At 55.6% G+C, this 25,369-nt stretch carries 19 protein-coding genes and 1 riboswitch; of the genes, 11 read left to right on the forward strand and 8 right to left on the reverse strand.

Translation table 11 applies throughout. From position 1 onward, the window contains the following. Positions 1-93: 93 nt before the first annotated feature. Positions 94-747, reverse strand: coding sequence for a thiaminase II (gene tenA / locus JE47_RS0112990; protein WP_031460180.1), 654 nt, complete (start codon positions 745-747; stop codon positions 94-96). Positions 748-834: 87 nt separating this feature from the next. Next, positions 835-934: riboswitch (TPP riboswitch) on the reverse strand. Between the two features lie 351 nt (positions 935-1,285). Here tenA and JE47_RS21810 point away from each other — a divergent pair. After that, positions 1,286-1,456 carry a hypothetical protein gene (locus JE47_RS21810; protein WP_160173287.1) on the forward strand — a complete coding sequence of 57 codons (171 nt, stop codon included), beginning with the start codon at positions 1,286-1,288 and terminating at the stop codon, positions 1,454-1,456. 573 nt (positions 1,457-2,029) lie between these two features. Here the strand turns inward: JE47_RS21810 and JE47_RS0113000 are convergent. The 3 genes from JE47_RS0113000 to JE47_RS0113010 are packed head-to-tail and all read right to left on the reverse strand — an operon-like array spanning position 2,030 to position 4,006. Further along, a complete protein-coding gene (locus JE47_RS0113000; protein ID WP_031460181.1) occupies positions 2,030-2,659 on the reverse strand; it encodes an NUDIX hydrolase in 630 nt (209 codons plus the stop codon). Between the two features lie 13 nt (positions 2,660-2,672). Next, positions 2,673-3,488 carry a PHP domain-containing protein gene (locus JE47_RS0113005; protein WP_031460182.1) on the reverse strand — a complete coding sequence of 272 codons (816 nt, stop codon included), beginning with the start codon at positions 3,486-3,488 and terminating at the stop codon, positions 2,673-2,675. After that, positions 3,485-4,006, reverse strand: a complete 522-nt coding sequence (locus JE47_RS0113010) for a rhodanese-like domain-containing protein (RefSeq protein ID WP_031460183.1) — start codon at positions 4,004-4,006, stop codon at positions 3,485-3,487. The genes JE47_RS0113005 and JE47_RS0113010 overlap by 4 nt, the downstream gene beginning before the upstream one ends. Positions 4,007-4,094: 88 nt before the next feature. Here JE47_RS0113010 and JE47_RS0113015 point away from each other — a divergent pair, with 88 nt between their 5' ends. The 5 genes from JE47_RS0113015 (at position 4,095) to JE47_RS0113035 (ending at position 11,392) form a co-directional block, all read left to right on the forward strand. After that, complete coding sequence (locus JE47_RS0113015; protein WP_031460184.1) at positions 4,095-5,060, forward strand: MBL fold metallo-hydrolase; 966 nt, start codon at positions 4,095-4,097, stop codon at positions 5,058-5,060. 101 nt (positions 5,061-5,161) lie between these two features. Next, on the forward strand, positions 5,162-6,028 hold the full coding sequence (locus JE47_RS0113020; protein ID WP_031460185.1) for a DUF3329 domain-containing protein: 867 nt from the start codon (positions 5,162-5,164) through the stop codon (positions 6,026-6,028). Between the two features lie 272 nt (positions 6,029-6,300). Beyond that, positions 6,301-7,500 carry a 30S ribosomal protein S1 gene (gene rpsA, locus JE47_RS0113025; RefSeq protein WP_031460186.1) on the forward strand — a complete coding sequence of 400 codons (1,200 nt, stop codon included), beginning with the start codon at positions 6,301-6,303 and terminating at the stop codon, positions 7,498-7,500. Between the two features lie 124 nt (positions 7,501-7,624). Then, positions 7,625-10,126: an ATP-dependent Clp protease ATP-binding subunit gene (locus JE47_RS0113030; protein WP_031460187.1), complete on the forward strand. Its 2,502-nt coding sequence runs from the start codon at positions 7,625-7,627 to the stop codon at positions 10,124-10,126. 120 nt (positions 10,127-10,246) lie between these two features. After that, positions 10,247-11,392, forward strand: coding sequence for a L,D-transpeptidase (locus tag JE47_RS0113035; protein ID WP_236631235.1), 1,146 nt, complete (start codon positions 10,247-10,249; stop codon positions 11,390-11,392). A gap of 182 nt (positions 11,393-11,574) precedes the next feature. Here JE47_RS0113035 and JE47_RS0113040 read toward each other — a convergent pair whose 3' ends face one another. After that, complete coding sequence (locus tag JE47_RS0113040; RefSeq protein WP_031460189.1) at positions 11,575-12,711, reverse strand: M23 family metallopeptidase; 1,137 nt, start codon at positions 12,709-12,711, stop codon at positions 11,575-11,577. A gap of 280 nt (positions 12,712-12,991) precedes the next feature. On the opposite strand from JE47_RS0113040, the gene JE47_RS0113045 reads away from it, so the two are divergent. After that, positions 12,992-13,843 (forward strand): arsenate-mycothiol transferase ArsC, encoded by an 852-nt coding sequence (locus tag JE47_RS0113045; RefSeq protein WP_031460190.1) that lies wholly within the window; start codon positions 12,992-12,994, stop codon positions 13,841-13,843. A gap of 34 nt (positions 13,844-13,877) precedes the next feature. On the opposite strand, the gene chrA is transcribed toward JE47_RS0113045, so the two are convergent. The 3 genes from chrA to glgP all read right to left on the reverse strand — a co-directional run bounded on the left by chrA (position 13,878) and on the right by glgP (position 18,315). Then, the gene (gene chrA / locus JE47_RS0113050) at positions 13,878-15,056 is read right to left on the reverse strand and encodes a chromate efflux transporter (RefSeq protein ID WP_035419461.1); all 1,179 of its coding nucleotides are present in this window, start codon (positions 15,054-15,056) and stop codon (positions 13,878-13,880) included. A 246-nt stretch (positions 15,057-15,302) separates the two neighbouring features. Continuing rightward, entirely contained in the window at positions 15,303-16,109 is an 807-nt protein-coding gene (locus JE47_RS0113055) for an endonuclease III domain-containing protein (protein WP_051871152.1), read from the reverse strand. 55 nt (positions 16,110-16,164) lie between these two features. Beyond that, a complete protein-coding gene (gene glgP, locus JE47_RS0113060) occupies positions 16,165-18,315 on the reverse strand; it encodes an alpha-glucan family phosphorylase (protein WP_031460193.1) in 2,151 nt (716 codons plus the stop codon). 448 nt (positions 18,316-18,763) lie between these two features. Here glgP and JE47_RS0113065 point away from each other — a divergent pair, with 448 nt between their 5' ends. The 4 genes from JE47_RS0113065 (at position 18,764) to JE47_RS22180 (ending at position 25,316) form a co-directional block, all read left to right on the forward strand. Then, a complete protein-coding gene (locus tag JE47_RS0113065; protein WP_031460194.1) occupies positions 18,764-20,734 on the forward strand; it encodes a DUF4838 domain-containing protein in 1,971 nt (656 codons plus the stop codon). Between the two features lie 559 nt (positions 20,735-21,293). Beyond that, positions 21,294-23,897 (forward strand): helicase, encoded by a 2,604-nt coding sequence (locus JE47_RS0113075; RefSeq protein ID WP_031460195.1) that lies wholly within the window; start codon positions 21,294-21,296, stop codon positions 23,895-23,897. A gap of 5 nt (positions 23,898-23,902) precedes the next feature. Further along, positions 23,903-24,931, forward strand: a complete 1,029-nt coding sequence (locus JE47_RS0113080) for an AfsR/SARP family transcriptional regulator (protein ID WP_031460196.1) — start codon at positions 23,903-23,905, stop codon at positions 24,929-24,931. A gap of 67 nt (positions 24,932-24,998) precedes the next feature. Next, entirely contained in the window at positions 24,999-25,316 is a 318-nt protein-coding gene (locus JE47_RS22180; RefSeq protein ID WP_031460197.1) for a hypothetical protein, read from the forward strand. Positions 25,317-25,369 lie beyond the last annotated feature (53 nt).

A 25,369-nucleotide genomic window follows, 5' to 3' on the forward strand; every position in this document is an offset into this window, starting at 1 on the left:
TGAGGAACACCCCTCTCCCGCAGCGCGGGAGAGGGGCTGGGGGTGAGGGCCGCCCGTCGTCGCCTTACACCGCCGAACATCGCAGAAAAGATGCTACGGAAGCCACCGTTCCAGCCGATACGCACTGTCCCAGAACATCCACTCTAGCCGGGAGGAATAGATAAAAGCCTCACGCATCCGCTGTTGCAAGATAGCTGAAGTGTGTTCGGCGACGCTGTCGGTCAGCGCAATCGCCTGTTTGACCACCTCATCAAATTCTTGACCGGCGTAGGTGTCGATCCATTTCTGATATGGATTGTTCGGCGCTGCACGATGGTAGATATTGTGACCGACTTCTCGGTAGATCCAGAAACAGGGCAGAAGCGCCGCCATTCCTTCTTCATAACTACGACAGGCGGCAGTGGCTAGCAAGAAATTGGTATACGCAAAGCAGGCTGGCGACGGTTGTCGGGTCGGTGATTCAATGCCAAATTCCCGGAAGTAGGTGTGATGCAGGGCGCGTTCGACGACTGCTACCCCTTCGGCGAAGCGGACAAACTGAATGATCGCGGCTTCGTCGGGCGCCCGTCCGGCCATGGTTGCCAGCGCTCGCGCAAAATCGGCCAGGTAGAGCGCATCTTGCTGCATGTAGAAGGCAAATTTCTCGCGTGGCAGTGTGCCCTGGGCTAACTCTTCATTGAAGGGGTGTTGAATGATTGCCTGGTAGATGTCGGTAATCGACTCCCAAAGTGTTTCGGTGAAACGCATTGTAGTTCTCCCTGCGCATGACGAACGGAATGCTTGCCCGCAGGAAGCATAGACAGAGAGGGGAAATCAGCGATATCGGGGGATCATGTTCATATCCGTTCCGATTTCCTACGCCGGTATTACCCGGATCAGGTGCAAGGGTCCCTCTCAGCCTCGCGTGAATTGCGAAGCGCCCCTACGGAACGCTTTCGAGTATAGCGAGTACTGAGAGGAATGTCAAGCCTCTTTTCTGTCACATCGCTGGCCTGTGTCGGGCAGGAATGCTGGGGACGGCAGGCAGGTTGAGCATCTGCCCCTTCCGTGGGGTGACCGTCCGGTGTTCCCGGAGACGGCAGTGCGGCAGGCGGGTCGAGAACCCGCCCCTCCCATACGCTGACGATACAATCGACGAGCGAAGCGTGGCGTGGTGAGACCACTGTCGGAATGGGAAGCCGAGCACCGCTGCGCGTACTGGAGAGAAGTGAGGAACACCTCTGCTACTCTCATTTCTCTTTCCTCTCCCTTCTCGCCACACCTCTACTTGGTAGGGTGAAAACCTTTGAAAAGCCCTATCGGTCACAACCGCCTGAACCAACTAGTGTTGGCCCCATTGCTAACCGCTTATCACGAACTATTGCGACAAACGTCTGATTGGCTGCACAACGATAGCCTTGGTGGTGAAAAAGAACGCCGACCGTTCGTCGTGGAATTGGGTCTACTAAAGCAATAGCGCTGGTTGATTGGTTAAGACGAATGCCAGCAGTACTGTAGGTGCTGTCTGGCAACCGCTGGGAGGCATTCCGTCGTACACTGGCGCCGGGGGTGTCGTATGGGCACAGCGCCGTCGTGTCTCTCCTGGTCGACTATCGGGTTCTATCCATCGTTAGGAGGCATCCGTCGCGCCTTGACACGAGGGGATGCGGATAGGCGCTCTTCTCAGCACTGGCAAAATGCACCTGGACGCAGTAAATGATTGAAGACACCCCGTTATCTCGCCGATCACGCTCGTCAGCGGATGGTAGGGGTAGGTTTTCAACCCGCCCGCATGGCGTTCTCCTGAGACGGACGCAGATTCTCCCGCTGCCACTACAGGACGCGGGCTAGCAGCAGCGGATGGGTGATGTTCGTCGGTGTCGCAACGTTGTTGAACCGTTCGGTCATCGTGAAGAACCCGAAACTGAGAACGCCGAACAGCCCTACCGAGGCACACACCAGCCGGCCACATGAGGGGAAATGTTCCGTTGGCGGCGAAATGACAACCCTGCACGCAACAGCGATATTGCCATCGCATGCTATACGAATGCTATACGATCAGCGCCGCAGCACATTCTTCGTGCATAACTGCCCGAAACCGGCCCCAACTTGACCATTTGCCATTGATGGCTGCATCGGATTGATCAGCTAATTGACGCAGTTGAGCTGCTAGCAGCGGTAATTCAGTTGGCAAGACTGACCGAAATTCGGCAACCTGTTCGGCTGGATCGGCAGCTTGAAGGGTACCGGCTAATTCATCGAGCAAGAAGACATAGCTGACGAAGAAACGAGGTGCTGGGGTATCGAGCTGGTAGGTGATCATGCTCAAAAATCGATTGATCCGCACCGTGAGACTAGTCTCTTCGAGCACTTCGCGGTTTAGTGCTTCTATGATACGCTCGCTATGACCGATCCCGCCGGTCAGCAGACGAAAAACGCCAGGCGGGTAATACGTCTTGCGTGCTGTGATCAGTGTTCCGTCGGGACGTCGGATGACCATCCCCACTTCACCAACCCGATCAGTTTTCGTCAGCGGATCGAAGCGACCGTCATCGAGGTGAATATGACGATAGCGAGGTGAACCGTAAGCTGCAACCAGATGCTCAATTTCACTACGATGCCATGCTGGGATACGAGCATACGCAGCCCGCCAGTTCAGATGAGCGTTGTGTTTACTCATACGTGGTATCACCTCACAGGCGCGAGACGATGGTCAAATCTGCTGCCGACCAGGTTGCCAGGTCTTGATGCGGATGATGGGAATCGCTGCCGCCAGAAATGAGCAGATGATGACGCTTTGCAGCGGCCAGCAATCGTTCACGGGTGGCCGCATCATGGGTTGGATAGTAGACCTCAATACCGTCCAGACCAATGGCAGCCATCGCCGCTATATCCTCATCACTCGCCGGAATTGCATAGATTCCTTTTTCTCGTCCTGGATGGGCCAGCACGGCCAGGCCACCCAAATCATGCGCCACACCGATAATCTCGCCGATACTCAGCGGACGATATGCAGCAGCGAAGTGGGTCAGAATAAAGCGCATCCCGGCATCTTCGTCTCCTTCACCAGACACCCGACCGGGTAATTGGTTATGGCGAGCCAGCACCGACGCAACATCGGCTACCGTCGGCGGTCGATCACGGTCGCTAAGGCCGGGTAAGACAAAACCGGCTGCGACCAGATCACGTCGTAACTGAGCCGCATCAGCCGCATTGCGCTGCACGACTTCTGCACAAAGATCAAGGATCAGGGGCGATTCTGGATCAATTGCATAGACCAATGTATGCCATAACTTACCATTGAAAGCACTATCGATTTCAACCCCACTGATAACTCGTACACCGTAGTGCATACCTACCATCACGGTCGTGATCACATTCGCCGTCGTATTGTGATCGGTCACAGCGATCATGGTCAGACCACGAGCAGCCGCTGCCGCCGCCAGCGCTACTGGCGTCCAGGTTGCGTGATGGGGAGTGGCGTTAGTGTGAATATGTAAATCGATCATGGTCGCTCCACCGGCAGGTTAGCGGCCTGCCATGCTTCAATACCGCCGTCAAGCTCTGCCACCGATCCGTAACCAAGATCACGAAAGATCTGCGCACCCCGCTGCCCGGCAGTTGGTTGATTGGCATCACCGTAAGTAACGATCAAGCTGTCTGCTGGCAGTGCTGCCAGTCGTTGATTGAGTTCAGGCGTTGCCAGACTCAGTGCACCTGGCAGATGCGCGGCCCGATACGCTTCACCGGATCGCATATCGACAAAAATAACCTGCCCAGCCTGCCAGCGCTGATATGCCTCGTTGACAGAAATGGTTGGTGCGGGTGGACTATTGGTCAGATCACCGTGTCCGGCAGCAGCTTCAACTGTCGGGACACTGGTTGGCGTAACTGCTGATGCTGATCGGCTACTGGTACTGGTAACTACGAAGGCCAGTAGACCGGCCAGAATAACGATACTGCCGATAATGACCGGCAATCGCCAGGTTGATGGTTGAGGAGTTTCGGATGAATCAAGATTTTCCATACGTCAAATATCGCCTTGTCTGGTGCTCGTCGTATTATAATGCAGATAGGACATCACCGACGCGCTGCGTCATGCACAGGACTGAATTATGCTCACCGAAATAGTACCAAACCTCTATCTCCTACGCCTTCCATTACCCTTTGCTCTCAACCATGTGAACGTCTACCTGCTCCGTGATGAACAGGGATGGACTGTCGTTGATACTGGGTTACACACACCGGCTGCCGAAGCCACCTGGCAAGAGGGTCTCGCAGCATTGAACATCAACCCACAGCATATTCATACCATCGTTCTAACTCATTTTCACCCCGATCACTTCGGGATGGCCGGCTGGTTGTACCAGCATTCTGGCGCCACGGTCTTCCTTTCCCCGCGTGAAATCGAGTTGGCCGAGGAAGTGTGGATCCGCCGTGCCGATCATGACGATCCCAGTTTACACCATTTTCTCCGTCACGGTATGCCATCCGATCTGGTTAAACAAGTTGTTGGCGCCATCGCAACACTCCGTGCCGCCACTCGACCACATCCACCGTTAACTCCGTTACCGCCGGGGAGTCGTCTGACACTGGGAGGGCGATCTTTCATTGCCATCCACGCTCCCGGTCATAGCGACGGCCAACTGATCTTCTACGCACCAGATGAACAACTGGCGCTGGTCGGTGATCAGGTACTGCTCAAAATTTCACCCCACATCGGTGTCTGGCCAGAAAGTGAACCAGACCCTTTACGCAAGTATCTGGCTTCGCTGGCCGAACTATCTACGCTGAGTGTTACACTGGCTCTCTCCGGTCATGGCAAACCGATCACCGACTGGAAAACACGCATCACTGAACTACAGCAACACCACCAGGAACGGCTGGCCGCGATGTTACATGCTGTTCAGAACGGAGCCGAGACAGCATTTGCGGTAGCGCAACAGGTTTTCGATGTCGAGCGATTTACTCCTCATGAGGCACGCTTTGCGATTGCCGAAACCATTGCCCACCTCGATATGCTGGTAGCCGATGGACTGATCACACGCCATACGGCTGAGATAGTACGATACACACCCTAAGCACAGATTCGCCAATCTGTAATCTACGTGCGATATACATATTTCAATCCGCATGGTACGCTGCGAACGCCAATGAAGAATGGCGTCTGCGAGGCGTACCTATGCGTTGGATTGTTTCTGATCGAACCGGATGGCTCATCGTCGGATTAAGCGTACTCGCCGTGGTCAGCATGTTTGTCGATCTTGCCCTTACCATAGTGCTGATGGCAGGTTGCATCCTGATCCTGTTTAGCGAACGCTACCGACTCTTACGCTCGATGCGCATACTTGTCGATCATCTTCGTGATAACCCATTCAATGTCAAATTAGAAGTGGGGGTAGGCATCTGGGGCGAGTTTTGTTATACGCTCAATCGCTTCTTCCAACAATGGCGTACCGAACAACACCTGCAACGTCTTCAGCTTACCCAACCGGCCCTCCGTCAGCTCAACCCCCTAGCCATCAACCCACCGCTTGCTGGTACTGTCACCCGAATAGCTGTGCTAGGCATTGGCCGACTGACGATGATGGACCCGCTCGATGAAGCCCGTGCTCGCATTGCCCTGATCAAAGAGCAGATCGGTTATCAGCAAGCCTTGATCGATTGGCGTGGTGACCATCTTTTACTCATCTTCGGTGCTCTGCACCCCGACCCCGATCCGATCCAGCGTGCGATAGCCCTCGTTGATGCGACAGTTGCCACCGCTCATACCAGTGGTCTGCCACTCCCACCATTTACACTGTGCAGTGGGATCGGGCGCGTTGGTCTGGTTCCGATCATCGGCCTCCACATCAGTGGGGAAGTTCTTGACCAGGCTTCAATCCTGACCCACCAAACCCTCCCCGGTATGATCACCTGTAATGAAGAGGTCTATTTTCATCTCCGAAGTACCGGCCAGCTCCCTCTTACCGCAGTTCGTTCATCTACTATGAACCGTGGTTACACCCTGGCTGTGAGCGACATCTTTGCACACCAGCGTGTTGAATAAGAGCCTAACTGCAATCTCCCCCTTTCCTCACCCCTCGCGGGCACGCCGGGCAGAAAGAGATGAACCACCTCCCCCTTCCTCTCCCACAAGGGGAGAGGAAGGGGGCTGGGGGGTAGGTGAGGGCGCCAGCCGTCCTTAAAAACTCTGAAAACTCCCAACACAGTATCCTGAAACCTTGCGTTTTACATCAGCCCGACGTATAATATCTTTACGAATCGCTCCGACCAAGCCCCGTCGAATAGCGCGCTGCTGCTTCTGCGCAGGGATTTCTCATGGAAGAGCTTAATCATGTCAACCAAAACGAAAACAAAGGCATACACAAACCCGATCTGAACGACCTGCTCGACCGTGGCGATCAGGCGCTGATGGAAGTTATCATGCGTGATCCCACGCACGCCTATCGTAATCTCAAACACGGCGACACGGTTGATGGGCGGATCATGCGTATTGATCGCGATGAAATCCTGGTCGATATTGGCGCTAAGGCCGAAGGAGTGATCCCAAGCCGCGAGATGCAAACGCTCAGTGAAGAAGAGCGTGCGGCCCTTAAAGTGGGTGATCCTATTCTGGTCTTTGTAGTACAGTCAGAAGATAAGGAGGGGCGGGCTATTCTCTCGATTGATAAAGCTCGCCAGGAAAAGAGCTGGCGTGTACTGCAAGAGCGCTACGAACGGGGTGAGATTATCTACGCTCGTGTCAAGAACTATAATAAGGGTGGTTTGCTTGTCGATCTCGACGGTGTACGTGGCTTTGTTCCGGCATCACAGGTGTCGAGCATCAGTCGTAGCTCAGAGGCGCAAAAGCAATCTGAGATGGCACGGCTGGTGAATGTGGAACTGCCACTGAAAGTTATCGAGATTAATCGCAATCGCAACCGTCTCATTCTCTCTGAGCGTCAGGCGCTGGCCGAAACACGCGAGAGCAAAAAAGACGAGCTGCTCAATTCACTTCGCGAAGGCGATGTTCGCGAAGGGGTTGTCTCATCGATCTGCGATTTCGGCGTCTTCGTCGATATTGGTGGCGCCGATGGGTTAGTCCATTTGTCGGAGATCTCGTGGTCGCGGGTCAAACATCCCGGCGATCTCTTGAAGGTTGGGGATAAAGTAAAAGTCTCGATCCTTAGCATTGATCACGAACGCAAGCGGATCGCACTTTCCATTAAACGCACGCAGAGCGAACCATGGACGAAAGTGGCCGAACGGTACCAGTTAGGTCAGATTGTTGAAGGAACGATCACCCAACTGGCATCATTCGGCGCCTTCGCCCGCATCGAAGATGGGGTAGAGGGACTGATCCATATTTCTGAAATTGGTGACGAGCGGATTCAACACCCACGCGAGGTATTGAGTGAAGGTCAAGTGGTGCAGGCGCGGATCATTCGGATTGATCCGGCCCGTAAACGCATCGGATTGAGTCTCCGACTCCACCACGAGCCGACCGAAAGTAGCGAAAAAGCGGAGGAGGATGACTAGTGGTGGTTCCTGATCGCCTACGATGGCGCTCGTAGACGGTCAGCGTATCGTATGGATATATACTATCCCCGGTTTGTTGAGCAATATGTAGTCGTTTCCTCCAAGTGAACGAGTGGAGAATCGTATGTCTGACCTGTACAGCAAATTTACCAAACGTGCCAAGCAAGTCCTACAATTGGCAGCCGAAGAGGCACGTGCATTTAACCATCCATACATCGGTACCGAGCATATTCTGCTCGGTCTGATCCGCGAGAGCGAAGGTATCGCAGCTCGCGTGCTCGACGAGCTAGGGGTAAAGCTCCCACAGGCGCGCAGTGCGGTTGAGTTTATTGTTGGGTCTGGTGACAGCACCATGGTAACCGACCAGGAGTTGACCGCTCGTGCGCAAAAGGTCATTAAATACGCTATCGAAGAAGCGAATCGCCTCAACCACCACTATATCGGCACCGAACATCTGCTGCTGGGCCTGGTACGCAACGGCGAAGGTGTTGCGACCGGTGTCCTCGATATTCTGGGCGTGTCACTTGAACAGGTTCGCAATCAAGTGATGCGCGTGCTCCGTCACGGTACAACTAGCGCAACCGGTGAGACGCGGGCAGCGCCTGGCCCAACAACAACCCAACGCCAGTCGAAAACACCCTATCTTGATGCGCTTGGGACCGACCTGACTGAAATGGCCGAGCAAGGTCGTCTCGATCCGATTATCGGTCGTCAACATGAAATCGAGCGCGTTATTCAGATTCTCTCGCGCCGCACCAAGAATAACCCGGCGCTGATCGGTGAACCTGGCGTGGGTAAGACGGCGATTGTCGAGGGTCTGGCACAGCGGATTGTGCAGGGTGATGTGCCCGATAGTATCAAGGGCAAGCGCGTGGTGACGCTCGATATGGGCGCACTGGTTGCCGGTACTAAGTATCGTGGTCAGTTTGAAGAACGGCTGAAGCGGGTGATCGACGAGATCAAAGAGTCGCGCTGCATCCTCTTCATTGATGAGTTCCACACAATTATCGGCGCCGGTGGCGCAGAGGGGACGCTCGACGCGGCTAATATTCTCAAACCGGCTCTGTCGCGCGGTGAGTTACAAACGATTGGGGCGACAACGCTTGATGAGTACCGCAAGTATATCGAGCGTGATGCCGCACTGGAACGCCGCTTCCAGCCGGTGATGGTTGAAGAACCATCGATTGAAGATACGATTCAGATATTGCGCGGTATCAAGTCGCGCTACGAAGACTTCCATCAGTTGCAGATCAGCGATGAGGCCATTCGAGCGGCGGCTGTGCTATCGGCACGCTATGTTCCCGACCGGCAACTACCTGATAAGGCGATTGACTTGATCGACGAGGCGGCTTCACGGGTTCGGATGTATCGCTCAGCTACCCCACCACGACTGCGTGATGCCTTACGCGGTCTGGAAGCGCTACGGAAAGAACGTGAAGCAGCGCTTGAGGATCAACAGTTTGAACTGGCGAACGATCTGAAAGAGCGTGAAGAGCGGATGCTGATGCGCATCCAGGAAATTGAAGCCGAGTTGGGAACTCGCAGCAATGAACGTTACGAGCGACCATACGTAACCGAAGACGATATTGCTGAGGTTGTCGGGATGTGGACGGGCGTACCCGTGACTCGGCTGACCGGTAATGAAACTCAACGGCTGATGCAGATGGAGGAATTCCTCCACAGCCGCATTGTCGGTCAACACGAGGCTATTGTAACTATCTCGAAGGCGGTACGCCGTGCACGTGCCGGGTTGAAGGATCCGAAGCGTCCAATTGGGAGCTTCATCTTCCTCGGTCCTACCGGTGTTGGGAAGACAGAGCTGGCGAAGGCGCTGGCCGAGTTTATGTTCGGTACCGAAGAGGCACTGATCAAGATTGATATGTCGGAGTTCCAGGAGCGCCATACTACCTCGCGACTGGTTGGTTCTCCGCCAGGCTACATTGGCTATGGCGAGGGTGGGCAACTGACCGACGCAGTGCGCCGCAAGCCCTACAGTGTGGTGCTGTTCGATGAGATCGAGAAGGCCCATCCCGATGCATTTAATCTGCTCCTCCAGGTGCTCGAAGATGGTCACCTGACCGATGGCAAAGGGCGACGGGTTGATTTCCGCAACACAATAATCATTATGACCAGCAATGTCGGTACCGAGCACATCCGCCGTGCGTCACGGATCGGGTTCGGCGGCAATGCCGCTGAAATTGACCAGAACGATATGCGGCGCAAGGTGGAGGAGTCGCTCAGAATGCTCTTCCGGCCAGAGTTCCTTAACCGGATCGACGCCACTATTATCTTCCATCCGCTCACAACGGAGGAGATTCAGTCGATTACGCAGTTGATGCTCAAGCGCGTCCAGACGCAACTTGACGAGCATCAGATCAAGTTGGTGGTGCAGCCCGACGCACTCGAATTGCTCGCTCGCCGCGGCTACGATCCGGCCTTCGGTGCACGCCCCTTGCGACGAGTTATTACGAACCTGATCGAAGACCCGCTGGCCGAAGGGTTGCTCTCTGGTCAGTTCCGCGACGGTGATACGGTGATCGTCGATACGTTTGAGGATCAGTTGCGCTTACGCTCGCAACGTGAGATCGATCAGGAAAAGGTTGAAGAGAGTCCTGCTCTGGTGTAAGACTTGATATTCACCCATCGGAAGCACCCCTCCACTACCGTGGAGGGGTGTTCGTTATTTACACAGGACTGGTGAACGGTATAATGAAAGCAAGACTCACGCCTTGAGTGGAGTAAAGCGATGATCCGATTCCTCGGCTGGGTGACAGGCATTGTGCTGGCGCTCGCAGCAATGCCATTGCAGGCCCAAAGCAATGCGCTCTACTTTATTGCGACCGGTCAGCGCCTCGATGACACGTATGGGTTTCTGACGGCCTGGATGTCAGGTGATGGAGCGTTGACACTTGGTCAACCCATCAGCTCACCTTTTCGCGACGGTGATCTGATTGTCCAGTATTTTGAGCGGGGTCGCCTTGAACTCCATCCAGCCTATAACAATGCCATTTTACGCGGACGTGTCGGCGCAGAGTATGTTGCTGCGCTAGGGAAATCGTTTCCCCTACCCACGAAAACCGCACGCGAGTCACCTGATCGGCGCTGGTTTGCCGAAACCGGCTATACCCTTGGGGCACCATTTCTTACCTTCTGGGAGACCCACGGCGCCGTTGATGTCTTTGGCCTGCCGATCAGCGAACCACGTTGGGAATACGTTGGGGGTACACTGCGATACGTTCAATATTTTGAACGGGCCAGGCTAGAAATTGATCCACGGACAACGAATTCAACCCCTTCCATCCAGATCGGTAATCTGGGACGTGATCTGGCCCGCTTGCGTGGCGTCGATCTGAGACCAGTTCCGGCAGACAATGCGATTCCGGTCGATGCCAACGGTCAACCACAAATCACACTCCCTGCCGCTCCGTCTCCATCGGCTACAGCACCACCTACCACTGTACCAACCTCCACACCCGTGAGCAAGCCTGTGACACCCAAACCACTACCACCGACCGACCATACCGGTAAGCAGATCATTGTCGATCTCAGTGACCAGTGGCTCTATGCCCTTGAAGGTGACCGGATCATCTTTGACGCCCCCGTCTCCACCGGACGCGACGGGTTTAACACGCCGATAGGACACTTCAGCATTTACGCTAAGGTGCGCGAACAGACCATGCGTGGCTGCGCTGGTGGTGAATGCTGGGTCGTGCCACGTGTTCCCCACGCGATGTATATTGTCGGTGGCGTAGCCTTGCACGGAACGTACTGGCACAATCAATTCGGTACCGGTGTGCGCCGGAGCCACGGCTGTATCAACTTACCGCTCAAGGCAGCCGCCTGGCTCTACGATTGGGCGCCGGTCGGCACGCCGGTGACTGTGCGGCGCTAAGGCGATGATCTACCGACAGAGAGAAGGAGCGAACAGTGAGCACAGTTTCATCTACCGCAACGGAGATCAGAGACTGGCACCTAATCCCCCAATCCGGTGACGGACAAGCCTCATTCTGCGGCAAGCGAGAGATAGCTTCAGACGAAGATCGGGGTACAACTCCGAAATAGCTCAGGCTACCGTCATTCAACAATCACCGTCGCAACGGTCTGCCAAGTCCCGATATTACCCGCATTATCTAGCGGTTTCACGCGCAGCACGTACACGCCAGGCATTAACGGCGGCGTCATCAATACTGGTTCCGTGACAAACCACTCACTCTCGCCGACCGGGTCTGGCCCGAGATAGATACGATAACCGGCCACCCCGGACAGGGCATCACTCGCTGCTGGCCATGTCACACTGGTCGGCTGTAAACGTGGCAGTCGTAGCTCTGCAGGAGCTGCATCGAGCGTTGGTGGTGAAATATCGTATCCAACCGGCCCATAGCTTGCCAGCGTCTGACGACCATCTGGCCCCCACGCCCGCACATAGAGCGTATGCCATCCCTCACCCATATCGGACAGGCGCGCATAACCATCGATAGCAGCGGGGAACATTGGCGCATCGGCAGGGGGTTCAGCATCCCAGGCCTGGCTCAACCCACCGCCGCCCCAGGCCACGCTGAAGTCAATCTGATGATCAACGTTGTACCACCCACCTGGTTGTCCTTCACCGGTAAAGGTGATTACCGGGTCTTGCATGGCCATCGCGGTTAATATTTTGCCACCATGCTGATTGCAGCCGCCTATCTCTGGCAAATCATAGCCTTCGGCAAACCGCAACGGTACCGATTGTCGCTGGCTCCAGCCATTATTCGCAGCAGTGAACGCCGTAAAGTGCAGATGAGGAATACCAGGTGAACCTCGATCACCGGCATACCCCACCAGATCACCAACCGCAAAAGGAAACCCACGCTCGGTCGTCACCGGACGACTGAGATGAGTATACATCGTAAAGAAATTGTTCCCATGGGCCAGAATAACCGTACCACTGCGCGCTTCCCAATGCCAGAGTGTACCGGCAGCCGCAGCACGAATCGGTGCGTTGTATGTTGGCCCATGTACCTGAGCCAGATCGAGGGAGTAGCGATCCCAGCCATTGTGGGTACCGCATGCATAGCCTTGAATGATACGCCAGGGTTCGCCTGGTGGAGTGGGTAAGACGAGGGTAGGAGCAGCAAGCACAGGCGTTGGTTGCCCAAGCAGCGCAAGCATTCCGGCGATCAGCCAGCCCAGCACGAAGAGAGCACTGCGCCGACACGTCGAATGCAGCGACATGCAGTTGTTCCTCCGGGCGTTGTCCTGTCAGGGACATACGCCATTCAACGCGGAATCACATCGTCGCACATTGGTGCGACAAGAAACAGGACGATCCTGGTCCTGTTGCGGAGAGCACTCTCGTACACAACGAGGTGTACGAATATAAAGTTCCCTCATCTTCATCGATACAGGGACGGCAGCAAAATACCACAACTCGCGCAATCGGTCAAATGAGCATAGGCTTCCTTATGGTACAATGCGTGCAGTATACAGATAAAACAATCGCGACAGAACACGTATGCAGGAACAGCATTCTTCTCCGGCACCGGTGGTCTTAATCGTAGGTGCTGCCGATACCGGGCGGGCGCCAATCGCCGTTGCTCTGTTACGGCGCCTGGCACAAGAGCACGGTCAAACGTGGGATATTGCTTCGGCCGGTGTTGTCGGTCACGACGATGAACCACTGCAATCAACGGCTCGTGATGCACTGGCTGTGTTGGGGTTATCGCTGGATAATCACCTGGCCCGTTCACTGACCGATGAATTAGCCGCTTCGGCAAATGTGCTGATCGCGATAGATAGCGGTATTGCGCGTGTGCTGCGTAGTCGGTACCCGCAGGCAACCATCGCTTCGCTGGGTGAACTGGCCGGACGTAACCGTGATATTCCCGATCCGGCTGGCATGCAGATCGGGGCCTGGCTACACTACAGCCGCGAGATGGAGCAGTTGCTGAAAGCCGGTTTCGAGCGGATACAGGCTCTGCTCTGCGGGGAAACACTACCTAAAGCATCGCCATCATCGCCGCCACCAACGACGGCGCCCCCCCAACCTGCGGACACACCGTCTGAGCGCCAGACGATATGTACGCAGGCACTGCACCTGCTTGATACGATCCAGATGATGCCCGATGTCATTGATTGGGCGGCAGCGCGCAATCGTCTCCAAACGACACTTGCCGAATTGATTCCGCTGGCAAGCGGGCCAACCGATCTGACAATGCTCTACGTAGAAGCCCTGAATCGCTGGCTCAACCAGCGCAGCACCGTTCCATCTGCCGAACAGATCGCACGACTACGGACGGCCATTGAACGGCTACAGCAACCGGTCGATCAGGTTGCTGTCGCTGCGATTATGCACTGGTCAGATTGACCATATCGCTGCTGTATGACATAAGGAAGTCGTCCTACCCCCTGATTGCCCCGACAAGCGCACAGACGAAGACGATCAGCCACGGCGGAACGTGCCAGAGATGCAGGGCTGCAAACGCAGCTAACGCGATGGCAACATCAGCCGGATCACGAATAGCACTGGTGATCACCGGCTGGTAGAGCGCTGCCAGCAAAATCCCAACTACAACGGCATTAACACCAGCCAACGCGGCCTGAACTTCTGGTCGCGCACGTAGTGCAGCCCAAAAGGGTAGTACCGCCCAGACCAGCAAAAAAGAGGGCAGGAAGATTGCGACAAGTGCCAGCATTCCACCGATCCATCCACCAGGTGGTACAGCCGCCACGGTACCAATATACGCGCTAAAACTCAACAGTGGGCCTGGCACAGCCTGAGCAGCACCATAACCGGCAATAAACGTTTCACCACTCAGTACCCCAGAACCTACAACAACCGGTTCAAGGAGTGGCAAAACGACATGCCCGCCGCCAAATACCAGCGAACCGGTACGTACCATGCCTGCTAACAAGGTAAGTGTTGGATGAACAGCAAAGATGGTCATCAGGAACGAGCCGATCAGCAAGCAGGCAAAGAGGATACTAAAGAACAAACCGGCGCGTGGTGTGATTGGTGATGTGATATGAGCGTTCTTGTTTCCGTTGTCGGCAAGAAAACGCCAACCGAGCAACCCACCACACCCGATCACGATCAGTTGAACCAGGGTATCTGACCAGATCACGAGAATCATGGCGGAAATAATCGCCATAGTGGCCCGTAATCGATCCGGAGTGAGCCGTTGTGCCATCTGCCAGACAGCCTGAGCGACCACTGCTACCACAACTACCTTCAGGCCATGCAACCAGCCACTGGCCGGATCGCCAAACACGCTTACACCGTACCCAAATCCGATCATGAGCAGTGCTGATGGCAAAGTAAAACCGAGCCAGGCGGCCAGGCCACCGATTACGCCTGCGCACATCGTTCCGATAGCAATGCCTACCTGACTACTGGCCGGCCCCGGCAGAAACTGGCAGAGTGCGATCAGATCGGCATACGTCGCTTCATCAATCCAGCGTCGCCGCTCAACCAGTTCAGCCCGAAAATAGCCCAAATGAGCCACCGGCCCACCAAATGACGTTAATCCTAATCGTAAAAAGACCAAAAAGATATGCAGTGGGGAAGGCGATGAAACCATAATATCAAGATGAAGAACGAAACACGATAAAATACCGGTAGCACTTGATGGAGTTCGGTCTTTCACCACTCGTAGCGTGGCCCGATTCAGGGTATGAGGAGACGCTGTAGCAGATCGGTCACCCGCACCACGAAACAAATACGATCAACAGATGGCTTCCGCATGCGCAGCGAGAAGGTGCATCAGCCCCGACAAACCGCAGCAAGGGTCATGGTGCAAGGTTCATGAAACGGTCTGCTACAACCCTCATTGCCGATGCTGCTGATACCAGCCGCACACCGGGCGCAGGGGACAGCCATCGTGGCGATCGAGGAAGCTATTCCGGCCCGGTTGCCGCGAATAGACCCGCCGCGCCGGCGGTCCATCACACCGTGGCCGGCTCAAACAGTAACGTACAGCCAACTCATTGAGTTGAGCATGGAAGTCGGCAAACAGTTGCGCGTCGATGGGCAATTGTGCCATAAGAACCTGTTGAACGTGCTGATAACCAGCCCGTTCCCAGGGAAATTGATCCGGCATGAGGCGGCCAAAGATACGACGGGTATACGCATCAATAACGAACAGGGGATGCTGACCAGCATAAAGCATAATCACATCTGCCGTCTCTTGCCCAATGCGCGGCAAGGTCAGCAACTCGGCGCGCAGAGTAGCCGTTGGCCGTCGAAGCATCGTTGCCACATCACCATAACGTTCCCGGATCGCATTGGCAAGCGCAACCAGACCACCGGCTTTCTGCCGATAGAACGCACATGGAAAGATCAAGGTCGCGACCAATTCAGGCGCGGCCTTAGCCAGAGCCGCTAACTCAATCAACCCGGCCTCGTACAGATGCGCCAGCGCGTCTTCAACCGTCTCCCAGCGGGTCTGTTGTACCAATACCGCCCCGATAATGATTTCGAGCTGAGGATCAGAACTGATAACCGGCCACCACGGCTGGCGCGCCGCAGGGCCGTAGAGGAGACCAAAATGATCAACCAGTCGTTGATAAACATCGAGCGGGCTGACGCGAAGGTGACTAACTATCGGCGATCTGAGTTGATCAACCTCTTGCATAGCATTCACCTCGAACCGACAATAGCGACACCAGCACGTCAGCTCAATAACCTGTCTACAACTGCGGAATCGCGCCCTGTACAGCGACCGGCATATACATTTCGCGCATATAGTCGGTCAGCATCCGGCGCGTGCTAAACATGGGAGCAACGGTTGCAATTGCCTCTTTGCAAATCTGCACCCACTCGACCGGCACACCGTTGGCGTCACGATTATCGTAAAAGCGTGGCGCAATCTCGTGTTCGAGCAGATGGTAGAGCGACAGCGCATCATTCCAATCTTGTTCTTCCTGATTGGCATACTCACGCTCTTCGCCAACTGCCCAGCCATTTCGCCCGTTGTAGGCCTCTGGCCACCAGCCATCGAGCACCGAACAGTTCGGAGCACCGTTGAGACTGGCTTTCATGCCACTGGTACCACTGGCTTCATACGGACGGCGGGGCGTGTTGAGCCAGACATCCACCCCTTGCACCAGCGCCCGTCCGACCGCAATATCGTACTCTTCGAGAAACACGATGCGTCCGGCTAGACCCGGCTGCATTGCCATACGGTAGACCTCTTGAATGAACTGTTTACCCGGATCATCTTTGGGATGCGCTTTACCGGCAAAGATAATCTGGATCGGCTTACCAGGCCGATTCAGAATGTACTTCAGACGCTCAACATCTTTAAACAGCAACGTGGCCCGCTTGTAGGTAGCAAAACGGCGGGCAAAGCCGATCGTGAGGATGTTCTCTTCGAGCACCGGCCAGACCGGCGCCGGAATTCCTAAACGCATATAATGCTGTTGGAGCCGTTGCCGACTGAAGGCGATCAGATCGCGTTTAAGTTTTTGGCGGGTATTCCAGAGCGTCTCATCGGGAATCTGGTAGACTTTGCGCCAGAGTTGCGGGTCATCAAGATTTTCTTCCCAATTCTTCCCAAGGTACGAATTGTAGAGGGTTCGTATCTCTGGTGCCAGCCAGGTCGCTGTATGAACACCGTTCGTAATAGAGGTAATAGGCACTTCGTCCTGAGCACGACCAGGGTAGAGCCATTGCCACATGCCGCGCGCAACGTGGCCGTGAAGTTTGCTCACGCCGTTATGGAAGGCCGAAAACCGCAACGCCAGCGCAGTCATGGCAAAGGTTGGCCCCCAATGCTGCTCTTGCAGAGCCAGATTCATGAACTCATCGCGCGTCAGGTTTAATTGCGGCCAGAAGCTCCAGAAAAATTTCTCGATCATCGGCAAGGGGAAGGCATCATTACCGGCAGGAACCGGCGTATGGGTGGTAAACACACAATGCGCCTTTACCTGCTCCATCGCCTCTTCAAAACTATAGCCCTGTGCTACCAATTCACGGCACAATTCAAGCACCAGAAATGCCGAGTGGCCTTCATTCATGTGCCAGACCGTCGGCTTATACCCAAGCCGGCGTAGCGCTCGTACACCACCAACGCCCAATACCAGTTCCTGTGAAATGCGCATCTCCTGATCGCCGCCGTAAAGCCGGGCTGAAAGCTCGCGATCCTGCGGACTGTTGGGATGGATGTCGGTATCCATCAACAACAACTGATTGCGCCCAACCTGAAACTTATACACTTTCGCGTAGATCGTCCGTCCAGGCAATTCAACCTCGACAACGACCTCGCGCCCCTCTGGATCAAGGGCCGGAAGCGCCGGTACATCGGCGAAATTAAGTTTGTTATATTCGGCAAATTGCCAGCCGCTCTGATCCAGACGCTGGCGGAAGTAGCCCTGTGGATAGATAAAACCGACACCGACCAGTGGAATACCCATATCACTGGCCTCTTTGATGTGATCGCCCGACAGAATGCCGAGACCACCCGAATAGATGGGCAGACTTTCATGGAGACCAAACTCGGCGCTGAAATAGGCAATCAGCGTATCTTTGGCGTCGGGGTAGTTTTTACTAAACCAGGTCTTTTTGGCGCTCATGTAGCTGTCAAAGCTCTTGAGCACTGCATCGTAGCGCTTTAGGTACGCCGGATCATTGGCGGCTGCTTCGAGCTTTCGTTGCCGAACATCACGCAAAAACTCGACCGGATTGTGGTAAACCAATTCCCACAGCTCTGGATCAATCGAACGGTAGAGGTCTTGCGCCTCGGGATGCCACGTCCACCAGAGGTTGTACGCAAGTTCGCGCAGACGGGCAATTCGTTCTGGACATGGCGTGAACAGAATCTCGTGTTCAAACCGCAGCATGATTTCCTCACCTGATATAACGGTAGTCAGTAGCCGGATATACCGGCATGATACCAGGAATTCCTCGATCACCGCCATTTTCATCAGTTTCTTCACACGCTGCGCAGCAGAAAATGACGGCTGAGTGCATTGTAGCGGTTTACGGCGAATTTGTCTACTATGCAACTAATTCTGTAGGTTGCAGTTGTGCCGGATGCGCTAATGAACACGACACAAGCACTTACGGCGATCCCTTCCCCTGCGTGAGCCTGGAAACGCTGGCCTCTAGACCGCACCCTGCCGTGCAAGGATAAAACGAGCGACCGTCTTACCAACAAGCCATCGGTACGGTTGAGCACCCATTTCTACGGCTCACGCCCTCTCTTCTGGAGTGGTGGCAATAGTATAATGGCAACGGCAAAGCAAACGATTGGGACGATCGGGCGACCAAACCACGAGTAAAGCATTCATGAAGCATATCCTTTCGGCAAACTGGGTCATCGAGCTACGAAGCGAACATCTCACTGCTCAGTTCGCCGCCCAAGAATTACGTCAGGCAGTACAGCGAATGGGTGGTCCTCCTTTACCAATCGTCGGTCAGGCCCACACCCAGCGCATTAGTCTCCGTCACGGTACAGCAGGTGATGGCTTTGTCCGCATGGTCGACGAGCACGGTTTACTTCTGATCGGCGAAGGGCCAACTGGCTTGCTATATGCAGTTTACAGCTTGTTAGAGGCATTGGGCTGGTGTTGGGTTGGACCGGGCGCCGAGAATGAATACATCCCACACTTCACACACATCCCGTTACCTGATGCAACCGTCGCCGAACAACCGGCATTTACCCGTCGTGGTCTGGTCATCGGCCACGACATATTCTTAGCGCAGGCTGAAGCATGGATTGAGTGGGCAGCACGGGCGCGTCTCAACACGATATTCATTCACACGATTGGCGATAGCGGAATGCCATTGGGGGCCTGTCGGCTACGCTTTTGGCAACAACGACGGCACCAACTCTGGCCGTTGCTCAAGGAACGGGGATTACAGCTTGAAATCGGTGGGCACCACCTGAGCGATGCTCTCGCTACCCAACGTCTGCGAGACCAACCGGACGTGTTCCGGTTTAATGGTCAACGCCGAGTAGCCGATGGTAATCCGTGTCCGACGAACCCAACGACCCAGGCCCTAGTGCGCGAATGGGCAGGCAACTTCTTCAATATCGAACCAAATGCTGCCATGTACCACATCTGGCCGGTTGATCGACTCTACGGCGGCTGGTGCTCTTGTGCTCGTTGCGCAACGCTATCTCCGGCGGATCAAGCATTATTGCTGGTCAATGTTATGGCAGAAGAGCTGGCAACCGTCAACGCTTCCGCCCGTATTAGTTTTCTTGCCTACCACGATACGCTGTTCCCACCGCAACAGATCAAACCAGCCGCCAATGTTGAAGCGCTCGTTGCACCCCGTATGCGCTCATACGCTAGCGGTATTGGTGATCCTGAACACCCGATCAACCGACCATTGGCTGCACGCATCGCAGCCATTCGCGAGACGTTTCCGTCAGGAATCAGCGCATTTGAATACTATCTCGATGGCATTCTGTTCAAATCGGCACTGCCACCCCTGGGTAACATCATTGCCGCCGATCTGCGGGCTTACGCCGAATGGGGCTTTACCGGTGTCTACACCTTACTTACCGGCGACCGTCCATGGCTGGCGCCAGGACCAAACCCACACAGCTTCGCCGCTCTTGCCTGGAATCCGCAGAGCGATCCGGCAGCGCTGTGCAGTCGATATGCGAACGTTCGTGCATCTGAAGCAGCATCCATCCTTGATCACGCCTACACGACTCTTGCACGTGCCTGGCAGCAGGCGCTCGACATCACCCCAGCCGAGCTACAACGCCAACAGCATGGTCGCCGCCGTGATCTAGTGGCTCATCCACCACGTGATGTGCTCGACGGCTATAACGCACCTTCACCGCACTGCGAGCAGCGGTTAGAAATCCTGCATACCGCGCTCGATCTGCTGACCAACAGCGAACACCCGCTTACCAATGCGCAGGATGCTGCGGGTTGTAACCGATCAACGCTCAGCGCCGACATTGCTGAATGGACGATCAGTGCATTGCTGTTGCACTTCTTTGCCGCCCGCCAGGAAGTAGCCGTGATGCAGGCCCGTCGTGCACCACGTGAACGCCAGCGACAAGCACTGGTCGCAGCGCGGGCAGCGCATGCGGCTCTGTTGGAATGGGCGGCCAATCACGTGCCGCCGGACGTATCGGTCGGGCATCGTTTATTTCGTACCATTCTGGCACTGCACCTCGATCAGCTCGAAGACCGGATTGCGTCACCCTGGCGAAAAATGCAACTCCGCTGGCAGCGTATGCGCGAACTCGGCGGGATATTTACCCGATTGTGGTGGCAATGGTTGACCAGCTAATCATAAGCAGACACTATCTGAGGCGAATTGAGAACCTGCTCCTACAACGTGATAACGGGTATCATCGGCGCATGAACGAGGGACCTGTCCGCAGACCAGCGAGAGCGCATAATCAAAAACTCGGGCTTTTGATAAGGATTGGTCATGGTATTGCCAGAATGGTTAGGGGAACGCTAGCGGGTAACGCAGGCGTCTCTTCGACGCGATGGAGACGGGTGGCATCGGGTTCAGCGCCGGTGCTGCGGCGCATGCCTGGCGATCCTCACCTTCCCCTAGCCTCCTTTCCGCTTCCCCACGGGGAGAGGAAGGGGGAATATGGGGCTGGCGCGAAAGAATGTGGGCAACCCCTCACGCGATGGTTGTATGGGTGTGGTGCGTACCCAATGAGAAATCTGGATTTTTGATCAGGTTCCTAGAACAGAAAGCTGCGCTTCCACGCACACTACCGTGCTCGTTTCGCTCTTCTCCTCATCTCTGCTGAAGATGAAAACCTTGAAACACCCCGTTATACAATACGCAGACATTCACGTATTCGCACGCTCGTGTTATGATCATAGCTATGAATGACCTGATCGACATTCTGCGCAAACTGGCTTCGCATACTAGCCGCTCACCGTCGCCGCTCATCGCCTTGCAGACATTTCCGGCGAGTCTTGGCGTGCGCATCAGTCACCTAGCAGTTGATCAGGCATTACAAGAAGCATGGGTGCGCGTTATCGGTACTTCTTTCTTCCAGGCTCAATCAATTGCTCTGGCTGCACTGCGCCGGAGAGCCCCGTTTGCGATCACAGGAAGTGGGGTGCTGAGTCGCGCCAGTCTGCATCTGCTGATACTCGATTTCCTACGCAATGAACCGTCGGCTACCGCATTACTCGTTGTCTCCGATCCCGCTCAGGCACTTCTCCACGAACGCGAAGCGATGGCAATGGTTGAACATTGTCGTCCGGTGATAACCATTGCCGCAACCGTTGGCGACCGACGGCGGCTGGCGCCGACCGCACGGCTGGTCATTACTACGCTGCCCGAATTGCATAGCCATCTGCTACGCTTTCACGACCGCGCCTGGCGCTTCTTCTGGCAGCAATTACAGTTGATCGCAGTCGCTGATCTCCATGTATACTATGGGATGGCAGCCGGTCATCTGATGATGATCCTCTTACGAGCTGCCCGACTTACCCCTCACCCCCTGTTGCTAGGTGGAAGTCTGGCGCAGGTTGAAGGCGCAGAAGTCGCACTTCAGCTTCTCAGTGGCCGTGAATGGCGGCTGAGCGCAGCCGAGGATTTACCACGTTCGCCGACAACACTGGCACTCTGGCAGAGCAGTGGCGAGCGCCAGCGCGACCTTGCAACGTTGACCGAAGCGTTCCTCAACGCTGGCGCCAGCGTTCATCTGCTAACAACGCCATTTGAAGTCGGTATCCTGCGCCCGATGTTCGCGCAGAAGCGGGTCAGTGTGGGTGTCCAACCATTACCCGCACACGTTCACATTGTTACCGGCGCTGATGTAGGAGCTGCAACCTTGCAGGCAGCACTGAATAGCGGCGCCGCTCTGGTGATTTTACTGCTGGGGCGTGGGATGGCAGAACCAGCTCTACAGCGGCTGGCGGTGACCGATCTGACAACCTGGCCGCTCTTACGGCCACCGGTCTGGCCGACAGTAACGATCAATCCGTTTGTTGTCGCGCTACATCTGGTATGTGCAGCCAGCGAACAACCGCTACGCGAAGATGAAATTCGGCAGTGGCAACTCGAACCAATCGTGGACCGGCTCACCACCCAAGGTTCCCTTTGTCGTCTGCCTGATACGCCACCCGTCTGGTTACCCACTACGCAGAGCGATCCGTACATTCTACTCGAATTGCACGCAGCCGGGATGGAGCCGCTCAGGTTGCTCGATGCTCAGGGTCAGCAGTACGGAACGGTCGATCCATCACTTGCCAACCGTTGGGCACACCCAATGGCAGCTTTGCCACCATTACGTGGTGGGGTACGAGTGGTGAGCCTGGACGAAGATCAGGGAACTCTACAGTTGACCGGTCAAGATGGAAGACGCACGCTTCCCCTTCGTTCCTGTCAGGTGCAGATTCTTGAAGAGTGGGCGCAACGTGAATTGCGGCGTACCGGTGCAGGACGCGGGCTGAAGCTGAGCTGGGGCCGAGTTTTGATTGAAGAGCAGACCTATGCCTACCGTGAACAGATCGGGCGCAATCCGGCGCAAGAGCGCACGCTACCAGAACCACTCTCGCAGCAGTGGCGCAGTTTGGCAGTGTGGGTGCATCTTACACGCCCTCTCCAGGTTATTGGTCAACAGATTGGCTGGTCTTGTGCAGCGGCCATCGCATTAACGACGCTGGCGCGGTTGGAGGATTGTGTGCCTGCTTACGATCCGGAAACACAGCGTCTTTATTTCATTGATTCCCAACCGAATGGAAATGGGCTGGCTGAATGGCTGTACGAGCAGCTCGAAACGATCTTACCCCTGGCTTACGATGTAGCTCTTGATCAGCGTAGCGATCCGTTGTGTGATGTGTTGGCACGTACCGATATGGATTGGCTACTGGCGATCTTGGGAGGTGAAACTGATGCAGCCGTAGCGATACCGGTGGGATCGCCGACCGGTGTTGCACAACCTGAAACAACCGTGCGTGTGGCTGAACCACCGGTACCAATACCTGCACCACCGGCACAGACGCCTACGCATCCCGAACCGCTGTCTGACCAGCCACCAGCGGATAAACGCCCGGTGGAACCACAACACGCTCCTTATCAGCGCCCTCGCAGGCCAAATAGCCGTCAACTTTCACATGAGCGTCAGGGAACCCCAGCCCCACCAGAGCCACCATCCTCTACCCCATCAGCAGAACCTCTTCCCGATCCCGAAGCGATACTGGCCCGTCTCCGACAGCGACGGGGGCATGCTCCGTCACCTGCGCCGGGCCGTCCGCCGCGGCCACTTCGTGAATCAACCGGCGAAACACGTTTTCAGCCGGGTGATCGCATCATCTGCCTCCCCTACGGCGCTGGTCGGGTGCGGGCAAGTATGATGAGTGAAGGTCGTGAAATCCTGTTGGTTGAGTTTGATGAGCATGGCGAACTCCGGATTGATCCCTCGATTAATGTCGTTCGTCGGTTAGCGTCTGATAATGAAGAAGTAAGTGAGTAAAGAGCATGTCTCATCCAGTCATTCTCTACCTGCCCTTGCTGAATCACAGCGATCCCGCGGTACGTCAACATGCGACGACAATTCTGCTCACCCATTACGGTAAACGTGCACTGACCTATTTGCGGCGCTTGCTCGATGATCCTGCGCTAGCCGAACAGGCGCGGACAGCGTTGATCACGATTGGTGAAATCAGTGGTCTATCGGTTGACCTTCGTCCGTTTCGCGGCGTTTACGTGCGTTGCCTGGGCGACTTTCAGGTCTTTATCGACAGTCGGCAGATCAAGGCAGACGAATGGGGGCAGAGCGAGGGCGGTCGGGCCGGTGGCAGGAAGGTGCAAGGCATCTTTGCCTACCTGGTGCATTGTGGCGCCGAGGGAGCAACACGGAGCGAGATCGCCGAGGCGATTTGGGGAGGTACAGCCAGCTCGAGCAGTTTTGCCCGTACCCTCACCGCGTTGCGTCAACTTCTGCAACAGCTCTGCGGAGAGGAATTAGCAACGAATCTCCTCTACACCGACCGGCAACGTTGTGCGCTGAACCCCGATCTCTACCAGAGCGATGCCGACATCCTGGAGCGAACGTTCGATCTGGCAACCAGAACGGCTCATGAGCAGGGCATCCACGTTGCGCTTTCGTTGTACCAGTACGTGCTCGAACTGTACGATGGGCCGTACATGGAAGGTGTGGTCGGAGCGCAGGATTGGGCGACTGAACGTGGTGCACAGTTGCTTAGTAAAGTAGTCATTGCCGGGGAACGGTTAGCAGCAGAGGCATTTGCCGGTGGTGACGATCAGCAGTGCTTACAGTATTGTCAGCGCGTCCTGGCGCATGAGCCGAGGGCAGCCGCGGTCGTAAGCAGGCTTTTGCGCGCCGGGCAACGTCTCGGATTGCCGACAGAGATGCAGCGGGCCTACCAGCGCTATCTCTCGGCCACCGGGATTAATCCGCGACGTAGACGGGATGATCCGGTCGTGCAGCTTTACCGCGAGCTAACCGAAACACCTAAGATGGAGAATGGCGAGGCGATAGAGTAGTATTCTTTCCAGCGGTTGAACCTCAGACCATCACCTATTTCCTAATTAATGACTGTGCAGAAAACACATGCATACGGTATTCCTTCAGCGTCTCACTTCTACCTGGCACGCAGCGTTCTGGATGGCTGGCGCACTTGTCTCATTCAGTACGATGGCAGTAGGCGGGCGTGAGCTGGCTGCCGAATTGTCCACCTTTCAAATTCTCTTCTTTCGTAGCCTGATCGGGCTTCCATGTGTGTTACCGGTAGTGCTTCGTATTGCACGGGCGGGTTTTATTCCCCTTGCAGGCAGGGGTGGCTGGGGTGCTGATGCGCCAGCCGATGCGTTCCCCTTACCCACTTATCCAACGCGGGCCGGAGGCCCGCACACCCAGGTCATTGCGTGACGTGCCGGCAGGCTTCATCACGACGTGCACGGGGGCGCCGGAAACCACGCAGC

The organism is Chloroflexus sp. MS-G, assembly GCF_000735195.1.
Lineage (GTDB): Bacteria > Chloroflexota > Chloroflexia > Chloroflexales > Chloroflexaceae > Chloroflexus.

What these genes read in the sequence shown, in the direction of transcription:
- tenA (WP_031460180.1), bottom strand. Translation starts at nt 747, where the DNA reads ATGCGTTTCACCGAAACACTTTGGGAGTCGATTACCGACATCTACCAG.
- JE47_RS0113000 (WP_031460181.1), bottom strand. Translation starts at nt 2,659, where the DNA reads ATGAGTAAACACAACGCTCATCTGAACTGGCGGGCTGCGTATGCTCGT.
- JE47_RS0113005 (WP_031460182.1), bottom strand. Translation starts at nt 3,488, where the DNA reads ATGATCGATTTACATATTCACACTAACGCCACTCCCCATCACGCAACC.
- JE47_RS0113010 (WP_031460183.1), bottom strand. Translation starts at nt 4,006, where the DNA reads ATGGAAAATCTTGATTCATCCGAAACTCCTCAACCATCAACCTGGCGA.
- JE47_RS0113015 (WP_031460184.1), top strand. Translation starts at nt 4,095, where the DNA reads ATGCTCACCGAAATAGTACCAAACCTCTATCTCCTACGCCTTCCATTA.
- JE47_RS0113020 (WP_031460185.1), top strand. Translation starts at nt 5,162, where the DNA reads ATGCGTTGGATTGTTTCTGATCGAACCGGATGGCTCATCGTCGGATTA.
- rpsA (WP_031460186.1), top strand. Translation starts at nt 6,301, where the DNA reads ATGGAAGAGCTTAATCATGTCAACCAAAACGAAAACAAAGGCATACAC.
- JE47_RS0113030 (WP_031460187.1), top strand. Translation starts at nt 7,625, where the DNA reads ATGTCTGACCTGTACAGCAAATTTACCAAACGTGCCAAGCAAGTCCTA.
- JE47_RS0113035 (WP_236631235.1), top strand. Translation starts at nt 10,247, where the DNA reads ATGATCCGATTCCTCGGCTGGGTGACAGGCATTGTGCTGGCGCTCGCA.
- JE47_RS0113040 (WP_031460189.1), bottom strand. Translation starts at nt 12,711, where the DNA reads ATGTCGCTGCATTCGACGTGTCGGCGCAGTGCTCTCTTCGTGCTGGGC.
- JE47_RS0113045 (WP_031460190.1), top strand. Translation starts at nt 12,992, where the DNA reads ATGCAGGAACAGCATTCTTCTCCGGCACCGGTGGTCTTAATCGTAGGT.
- chrA (WP_035419461.1), bottom strand. Translation starts at nt 15,056, where the DNA reads ATGGTTTCATCGCCTTCCCCACTGCATATCTTTTTGGTCTTTTTACGA.
- JE47_RS0113055 (WP_051871152.1), bottom strand. Translation starts at nt 16,109, where the DNA reads ATGCAAGAGGTTGATCAACTCAGATCGCCGATAGTTAGTCACCTTCGC.
- glgP (WP_031460193.1), bottom strand. Translation starts at nt 18,315, where the DNA reads ATGCTGCGGTTTGAACACGAGATTCTGTTCACGCCATGTCCAGAACGA.
- JE47_RS0113065 (WP_031460194.1), top strand. Translation starts at nt 18,764, where the DNA reads ATGAAGCATATCCTTTCGGCAAACTGGGTCATCGAGCTACGAAGCGAA.
- JE47_RS0113075 (WP_031460195.1), top strand. Translation starts at nt 21,294, where the DNA reads ATGAATGACCTGATCGACATTCTGCGCAAACTGGCTTCGCATACTAGC.
- JE47_RS0113080 (WP_031460196.1), top strand. Translation starts at nt 23,903, where the DNA reads ATGTCTCATCCAGTCATTCTCTACCTGCCCTTGCTGAATCACAGCGAT.
- JE47_RS22180 (WP_031460197.1), top strand. Translation starts at nt 24,999, where the DNA reads ATGCATACGGTATTCCTTCAGCGTCTCACTTCTACCTGGCACGCAGCG.